6 protein-coding genes are annotated in these 8,485 nt (G+C 55.5%); 2 read left to right on the top strand and 4 right to left on the bottom strand.

Annotated elements, in window-relative coordinates; genetic code table 11:
- Window positions 1-92: 92 nt before the first annotated feature.
- Window positions 93-461, bottom strand: coding sequence for an immunity protein Imm33 domain-containing protein (locus RE6C_RS07250; protein WP_008655194.1), 369 nt, complete (start codon window positions 459-461; stop codon window positions 93-95).
- Window positions 462-621: 160 nt separating this feature from the next.
- The gene (gene argJ, locus RE6C_RS07245) at window positions 622-1,854 is read right to left on the bottom strand and encodes a bifunctional glutamate N-acetyltransferase/amino-acid acetyltransferase ArgJ (RefSeq protein ID WP_008655193.1); all 1,233 of its coding nucleotides are present in this window, start codon (window positions 1,852-1,854) and stop codon (window positions 622-624) included.
- A 150-nt stretch (window positions 1,855-2,004) separates the two neighbouring features.
- Between argJ and RE6C_RS07240 the strand changes: the two genes are divergently transcribed.
- Window positions 2,005-3,009, top strand: a complete 1,005-nt coding sequence (locus RE6C_RS07240; protein ID WP_039961457.1) for an ABC transporter ATP-binding protein — start codon at window positions 2,005-2,007, stop codon at window positions 3,007-3,009.
- Window positions 3,009-3,992 carry an ABC transporter permease subunit gene (locus RE6C_RS07235; protein ID WP_008655189.1) on the top strand — a complete coding sequence of 328 codons (984 nt, stop codon included), beginning with the start codon at window positions 3,009-3,011 and terminating at the stop codon, window positions 3,990-3,992. The genes RE6C_RS07240 and RE6C_RS07235 overlap by 1 nt, the downstream gene beginning before the upstream one ends.
- A gap of 89 nt (window positions 3,993-4,081) precedes the next feature.
- Here the strand turns inward: RE6C_RS07235 and RE6C_RS07230 are convergent, their stop codons facing one another.
- Both RE6C_RS07230 and RE6C_RS07225 read right to left on the bottom strand, forming a co-directional pair.
- Entirely contained in the window at window positions 4,082-6,301 is a 2,220-nt protein-coding gene (locus RE6C_RS07230) for a putative bifunctional diguanylate cyclase/phosphodiesterase (RefSeq protein WP_008655188.1), read from the bottom strand.
- A complete protein-coding gene (locus RE6C_RS07225) occupies window positions 6,298-8,298 on the bottom strand; it encodes an Hpt domain-containing protein (protein ID WP_008655187.1) in 2,001 nt (666 codons plus the stop codon). Before RE6C_RS07225 ends, RE6C_RS07230 begins: the two co-directional genes overlap by 4 nt.
- Window positions 8,299-8,485 lie beyond the last annotated feature (187 nt).

The following is an 8,485-nucleotide window of genomic DNA, read 5'->3' as shown; positions in this document are numbered from 1 at the left end:
CATCGAAGATTCTACCAACGGAGGGCGGCTAGAACAAACGACAGCGGTGTGCCGAAGGCCTAGCGTAAAAACCTTGTTAGGCGACCGTTGCGCTACTGAGACGGTTTCCATTCCGAATCGGCGTCAGTCCGAGACATGGTTGTGCCGACCGGCGAGTTGATGAATGGAAGGAGCGAAGGTTCACGTTCGGCGACCTGAGTGACGGACCAAATCTGGGCATCCTCGATACGCTCGTCCACGTCTGAATCGCAGAGGAATTGCCAACCAGAGTCATCGGGGTCCATCGGGTTGTCACGTGTTGCACGAAGGATCGGTTCGCCAGTGGCGACGTGCGCGCAGACGATTGCACCGGAATTCGCGATGGATGGATCGACGGACAATTGAGGCTCCGCTTTGGTTTCGGGCTTGGAGTTACAACCGACCGACAGCGCAACGAGCAGAACAAATGGTAGCCATCGCATTATCTGAGGTCGCCTAACGGGGTTTTGGACGACAGGCTGTCGTACATGCAAGGTAGGTGGGAAGAATTGGGCTCGATATTAGCCCATTTGGATTCGGTTTGCAGGCTCAGTGCAAGTAACGGAGGGCGGTGAGAGCGATTCTGCTTTCTCCTCGCACGAATCAGGTCGTGTACAACGAGTTGAATCGCACGTAGGCTTCGGTCAGATCGCTGGCCCAGAATGATGCTTGGCCGGGGCCTTCACCGACGGTCAAATCGGCCAACACTTCCGAATTGGCTTTCATCGATTCGCTCAGCTTCGCCGCGTCAATTGAAAGCGGCGTCCCGTTCTCGAAGACCATCACGCCATCAATCACGAGACTGGTTCGTTCGGGATCTATCTTTGGGCCCGCGTATCCGGCGGCCGATACGATCCGGCCCCAGTTTGGATCTCCGCCGGTAATGGCTGTCTTCACCAATGGACTGGCCGCAACCGTTTTTGCGATCACAAAGGCGTCTTCGTCGCTAGCGGCACCCGACACACGGACTTCGAAAAATCTTGCCGCACCCTCACCATCAGCGACCAACATCTTCGCCAATCTCAACGCGACTTGCGTGGCGGCTTCTTGCCAAATCTCCAGTTCATCCGAATTGAATTCCTGCACGTCCTCCGACACCGACATGCCCGTGCAAACCAACATCACCGTGTCGTTGGTGCTGGTGTGCCCGTCCACGCTGACGCGATTGAACGTCTGGCCAGCGATCTGTTTGAGTGATGCCTGGGCCGCCTCGGGACCAATCGGGGCATCGGTCATCACAACACCCAACATGGTTGCCATGTTAGGAGCGATCATTCCGGCGCCCTTGCACATCGCCGCGATGCGAAATTGTTGACCGCGGATGGTCACGGTTTCGCTGACGGTTTTTCGAAATTGATCCGTGGTGCAAATCGCATCCGCAGACGCAATGAAGTCCGTTTCCGCATCGCCAAGCTTCCCCGCCGCGGCCTCGATTCCCGCACGAACCTTTTCCATCGGCAACGGTTGGCCGATCACACCCGTGCTCATCACCATCACATCGGCCGAGTCGCAACCGGTCAACTTTGCGGCCAGTTCACACATTGCTTTGGCATTCTGGATGCCTTCTTCGCCCGTGCAAGCATTGGCGTTGCCGCTGTTGGTCAATACCACGCGTCCGGTTGACGTTGGCGTTTTTGCCCGAGTCAGAACAACCGGTGCGGCAACGATTTGATTGGTGGTATAAACTCCCGCCATGACCGAGGGCCGATCGGTAACGATCATTGAAACGTCCGGCTTTCCGCTGGCCTTGATACCGGCCGCCACTCCGGCAAAACGAATTCCTTTGGGAAGAACGTGCGATGTCGGCGGGTCGTTCTGCGGTGCGGTATCCGTCATGCTATTCAGTGAGTTGGGTTGGTGAGCGGGATGTGGGTGAGGTGTTGTTGACAATGATCGACAATGCGGTGCCAGATTCCAGTGGGATTCCAAGCCTCGAACGTTGATCGTCCAAGTTTCGTCCTACCAAACAGTTTCCACAAGTCGCCAGTGAACGCCGTTTTGAAACCGTCCGAGGCAACCATGCCAGACCCCGAATCCGGCGATTTGGTTCGTTGCGAGCATCTGACCAAACGCTACGGCGACTTCACGGCACTTTCCGACTGCACGCTGAACGTCCGACGTGGCGAAGTGTTTGGTCTGCTGGGCCCAAATGGTGCGGGAAAAACCACGCTGATTCGCACCCTGCTGGGATACCTGTATCCGACCTCGGGACGTTGCTCCATCGATGGATTGGATCCGGCGGATGATCCGGTCGAAGTTCGCCGCCAAGTCTCTTACTTGCCGGGCGACGCTCGCTTGCCGCGTCACATGCGAGGCAAAGGATTGCTGGACTTCTTCGCCGAAATGCATCCGCTTGGTGATCGTGAGCGATCGTTTGCCGTCGCGGACCAATTGGAACTTGACCTCACCCGCCGCGTTGCCTTCATGTCGACGGGAATGCGTCAAAAGCTGGCTTTGGCGGTTGTTCTGGGACCTCGAACCCCGCTGCTGATTCTCGATGAACCAACGGCCAATTTGGATCCGACCGTCCGAGCCACCGTGCTGGATCTTGTCTCGTCCGAACAAGCCACCGGTCGGACGGTGATGTTCTCTTCACACGTTCTGAGTGAAATTGAACAAACCTGCGATCGAGTCGCGTTTTTAAGGAAAGGCCATTTGGCTCACGAGTTGGCCTTGGAAGATCTTTTTCAGCGCCATCGAGTGACCGCCCGGCGTACCGATGCAACCTCCAGCGAAATACCAATTCCCGTGGAGCTTGCAGAATGGATTGGCGGAATCAGTCAAACCGACAATCGAATCCAAATCAGCACCGCCGGTGACCTGGCTCCCGTTTTACCCTGGTTGGCGACGTTACCGATTGAACAAGTCCGTATTGAGCCGCTGGGATTGCATGCCATTTATCAGTCGGTCCACATGGGTGAAGAACTACCCCAATTGCAGCCTCAGGGTTCGAGCGAAACAGACTCACCGAAGTCCGAAGGAGTGCTCTGATGCATTGGCGTGACATTGGGATCGACCGGATGCTGATCCGAAAGTTCATCGGGCAATCGAGCCTGCTGTTTTCCGCGTTGGCGGTGACTTTGTTCGCATTCGGTTGGGTGCGTGTGTGGGTGGTCAAACTATTGGACATGGGCCAGTTCCAAACGATCCTGGAACAGTTCCGCGACTACGAGAAATTCGCGCCAATTGAGTTCGATGCCTTGTTCACGTATTCCGGACGTGTCGGGATGACGTTTGATGAACCGATTGTGATCCTTTGCACCGTGGTTTGGTGCATCGCTCGAGGCAGCGATGTCGTCAGCGGCGAACTTGGTCGCGGCACACTTGAAATGCTGCTCAGCCAACCGGTCAGTCGAGCTCGATTCTTGTTATCGCATGCGGTGGTCAGTATCGGCGGATTGATCGCCTTGTGTCTGGCTCTTTGGGCCGGCATGGGCGTTGGCGTCCACGCAACGACACTGACGGAAGTCGTCCCGCCGCCATCAGTTCGCGTGCCATTTTTCGGTTTTGAGCTGCCGCTGACTGACGATGCCCCCGTCGAACAATCGTTCCCGATGAGCGACCGAGTCGACCTACGGACCTATTCCTCGTCCGTCTTTCACCTGTTCGCGTTCGGCTTCTTTTTGCTGGGACTGAGTGCTTGCTTCAGCAGCCTGGACCGATACCGATGGCGGACAATCGGTGCGGTGATGACCGTGTATGTGATTCAGCTCATCATGTATGGGCTGGGCAAAGCCGCCGAATCGCTGTCCTTTCTGCAGAGCATGTCGTTTTTCAACTGCTACAAACCTCAACGAATGACATCCCTGGTTCGCGACGGCGATCTCTGGTCCCCGTGGAATCTATCCCTCCCGATCGAGGACGGTTGGCTGCCTCCGCTGGGATATCCGCTGCTGCTAATTGCGCTGGGGCTGTTTTGCTACGGTGTCGCATTGGTGGTGTTCACGCGTCGTGACCTCCCCGCACCGCTGTAGACTTGCATGACACGACTTCCGCATGTGGAAGCCATAGTCGGTTATTCCATCCGACCTGTCTGACTGTCACTCGTGCGTTGAAACGTTTCTCACAGCCATCGGTGATCGATCAGTTCACTCGCACATTCCGGCTTCACCGGTTGTGAGAAGTAGAACCCTTGGACGAAGTGACAGCCCAAGTCCTGCAAACGTTGAAGCTGGGCCAACGTCTCCACTCCTTCGGCGACGACGTTCAGTTCCAAACTCTTCGCGAGCGCGAGAATCGATCGGATGAGCGACGCATTTTTTTCCGAGTCAAACATCGACTCCACAAAAGAACGATCGACCTTCAAGATATCCAGCGGCATGCGATGGAGATAAGACAACGACGAATATCCGGTTCCAAAATCGTCGATGCCGATCGTTAAGCCGATCCGTCGCAATTGATGCAGCAACTCGATGGTACTTTCCGGGTCCTGCATCAGGAAGCTTTCGGTCACTTCCAGCTTCAGGCACTCAGGTTGCAACTTTGTTGCCTCGAGCGTTTCCGTCACCGCTTCCACAAAACCGGTGGACGACAATTGGCGAACGGAGACATTGACGCTGATCATGATCGGGCGACCAAACTCAGCCTGCCATCGCATCGCTTGTTGACACGCTTTGCGAAGCACCCATTTGCCAATCTCGATGATCAGTCCGTTGGATTCGGCGATCGGAATGAACGTGTTGGGCGACACGGTTCCATGCTCCGGATGTTCCCAACGCAGCAAAGCCTCAAAACCCGCCGTGGTCCCATCGCACATTTGCACCATCGGCTGATAAAGCAACGTGAGTTCGTCTCGTTCCAGCGAGTGACGCAACTGCGAACCGAGTTCCAAACGCAACATGTTTTCGGCCAACATGTCATTGTTGAAAATCGCATACGGCAATTCAGACTGATTCTTCGCGAAGTACATCGCCGTGTCCGCACGCACCAGCAATTCTTCGCCGGTCGCTTGAGGGACGGATGATTCCGGATCAAATTCCGAAACAACAATCCCCATGCTCGCCCGTGTCAGAATTTCGCGATCTCCGACGGGAAACGGAGCACGCATTTTGTCGTGCAACCGCATCGCGACGGCGACTGCTTCATCGACGTGCCGAATGTTTTCCAGCAACACCGCGAATTCGTCGCCACCCATTCGAGCAATAATTGCGTCGGATTTGCGAAGCGAGGTATCCAGTCTCGAGGCGATACTGACCAGGAAGTCATCGCCCGCATCGTGACCGAAGTGATCGTTGACCAATTTGAAGTCATCGACGTCCATGAAGATGACGGCGAATCGGTTCTGCGGATTGCGAGCCTGATGGTCCACGCATCGCTGCACTCGATCGTTGAACAGCATCCGGTTGGGAAGTCCCGTCAACGCGTCGGCAACTTTGCCTTCGGTGATGTCGGTCAACGAACCTGCGATTCGATAGGCGGTGCCGTGTGAGTCTTTGACCGCCAACCCTCGACAAAGCATCCATCGATAGGTTTGGTGTCCGTCTTGCATCCGAAGTTCAGTTTCGAAATGGTCGGTCTCACCGCACAGGTGAGCCTCCAGATCCAACTGCACACGTCGGCGATCTTCGTGATGGATCAAATCCATCCACTCGGACCCATGCGGCGTCCATGAGACACCATCCAAACCAACCATGCTTCGCCAACGCGGAGACAGATACAACTCGCCGGTCACGAGGTTCCAATCCCACATCCCGTCGTTGGTGCCACGAGCGGTCAGGGCATAGCGTTCTTCGCTCTGCCTGAGACGTTGCAACGCGGACTTCAATTGCAACTGCGTCGCGATGCGAGCGATGGTGACGGCGGGATCCAGTGGCTTGCAAACGTGATCATTTGCGCCGGCGTCGAATGCCCGCACAATCTCGTTTTGATCGCTCTCGGATGTCACCATCACGATTGGCAAGCGGCTCAAGTCCATCATTTGCCGCAGCAACCGCGCCGTTCGGAAACCATCCAAATCCGGTAGATCAACGTCCAACAACACGAGATCAACATGCTGTTGCTGAACCATCACGATCGCTTCTCGCCCCGTCGCGGCGGGAAGAACGCGGTACTGCCGGTACTGCAGCATCTGGGACAACTTTTCGCGAGTCTCCTCGCAACCTTCCACGACCAAGATCGTTTGGGGATCACTGCCCCGGGACTTGGCCGGCGCTTCAGCACTGCCATACAAGGACTCCGTGGAATCAAGCGTCCCATTCGCGGTCGCGATACCGGGGAAAGCAAGATTCTCGACGGACTGCAACGCCTGCAGATCGTTCATTGGGTTGGATGGAAACGTGCTCACAACGATTCCTCCAACAACGATTGCATCAAATCAATCGTCTGTTCGACCCGGTTGGACAATGCCGACAAACACGTCCGAACTCCTTCGTTGTTCTTGGAGATCGCATGTGCGGTCAGTTGCGATGTCACCTCAGCGACCGCGGTCATCGAGTGATCTTTCGCGGCACCGGACATCTGATGAGCAAGCCGAGTCACCGATTCTAGATCGCCGCGATCCGCCGCGGTTTGCATCTCGTGCAAACGCATTGGCATGGAAGAACACATCACTTCCATCACCACCGCAGACAGAGCCTTGTCTCCACCACACTCCTTTTGCAAATCCTCGACGCTCATCAACAACGACGATTCGATTGGCTCGGGCTCCGGTTCAATAGTCGTTTCGCTTTCGACCGGCCGCCGAGAAACAATATTCGCGGGCGGATCGATCTTTGAGATGACGACGGGACCGTTGTCCATTTGCGCGTGCAACGAACCAGCATGACACTGATGACACGAATCCGATTCATCAGGCTCGCCCGTTTTCGTCGCACCAATCAAAGCGGTGCGAAGGCAGCTTTGGCGAATCGGTTCGGATACCGTCCAAACCCAATCCGGTGCGCGCAATCGATGATGAAAATTGGACTGGCAAGTCGTCCCGCGTGACTGAATGCGAATGTTCGCTGATGTCGCCAGGCATTCCAACGTCTCTTTTGACAACGTTTGGCGTGTGGCAAAGATCGACTCGTCAATCAGGATCGCATCAAAACTCCGTCCCATCTTTTGATTGATCCGAATGCGTTGCAAAGCGACATCCAATTCGTCGCAGGTGGAGGAAGCGATTCGCCATCCCGCCAAAATCTCGGTCAATGCATCTCGTGTCGCTGTGTGCGCAGTCACGATCAACACGCGAGTGTTTTCACCAAGCACCAATTCCGGGTGTTGGCTGGACCGGAGATCCGTGTCCTCGACCAAAGTCGTGTCAAAAGCAACTTCCAAACAACCCGAAGGCAAAATTCGCGGTTTCAGATCACTGTGCAATCGCTGAGCGTAGCGGGACGCGATTCGCCATTCCGACGGATATTGCTCGGGCGCAAAACTATTCGCACCATTGTCGGTGAACGAATGCCGTGCAACATGGATCGCGAATGTTGTTCGTTTTCCATTTTTAGAAGCGATCAATTTCACATCGCCCCAATCCGAATGCGATGCCGCGTGATGCAACAAGTTCGCCAGAACACAGTGGATGGTTTGCAGGTTGCCTCGAACCACGGGAGGCAAATCGTGACCGATTTGCACGGTGATGCGACGACCGGCTCGATGGATTTCGGAAGCGGCCGACTCAGCCAAATCCTCCACCAGCTCACACAACCGGAACCCTTGCCGTCGATCCTTGAGGCTTTGCAGCTCCAAGTCAGCAGCGGCCTCACCATCCAAGTTGCATTCGGATTCCAAATTCACCAAGTGTTCGATCGTGTCGCACAAAGCGTTGGTCATGCACGGAGAGTCGCCAGCACGAACCGATTCGCGAATTCGTCCGAGTGCCCAACGGACTTGATCGCACAACTCACCAAGTTGAGACTCTTTCGCGTCCGCTTGTGCGCATGCCAATTTCAAGGCGGCGACATTTTGTGACTGCGTCGCGGTAAAATCGTGAACGGTTCCCAGCCATTGTTCCAAATGCCCGGCTGAATTGCGCATCGGAACCAGTGTTTCCACGATCGTTCGTTGCTGCCCGGCGATCTCGATATCCGTTTGGCACTGACTGATCGGGAGATGCCGCGAGAAATAGTCGGCAAACATTTGCCCGCTGGTGCTTTGTGGCGAATGCCACGGAACAATCTGCGTCCGGCTGGGTTCCGATGAACCACCGATGCTTTGGAGTTCCTTGATGGAAGCCACATCGAAGATCTTCAGAAGCTCGTCGCTGGCGTCCAGGAGTCGTCCCGTTTCACTCAGTCGATAAAGACCGGTTGCACCTGGATGTGCCAATGAAACGTCGATTCGATCGGGCGGGGACATGGAGAGAATCAGACGGGGCAGAAGGAAATGCAATCCGACTCCTTCAGGTCAGTGAAGAACCCTGGGAGTCGGATTGCATTTTGGGGCACGCTACAAACATGCCTGCCTTTTTCGGGGGGAACGGGCCCTTCGCCGATCAAATTGAAGACAAGTCTCAGCCCCACCTGACGCGATCCGAAAAACCCGC

Origin of the sequence: Rhodopirellula europaea 6C (assembly GCF_000338295.1) — a bacterium.
GTDB lineage: Bacteria > Planctomycetota > Planctomycetia > Pirellulales > Pirellulaceae > Rhodopirellula > Rhodopirellula europaea.
Note: the sequence above shows the minus strand (reverse complement) of the source record. Positions and strands in the feature narration are given on the sequence as shown.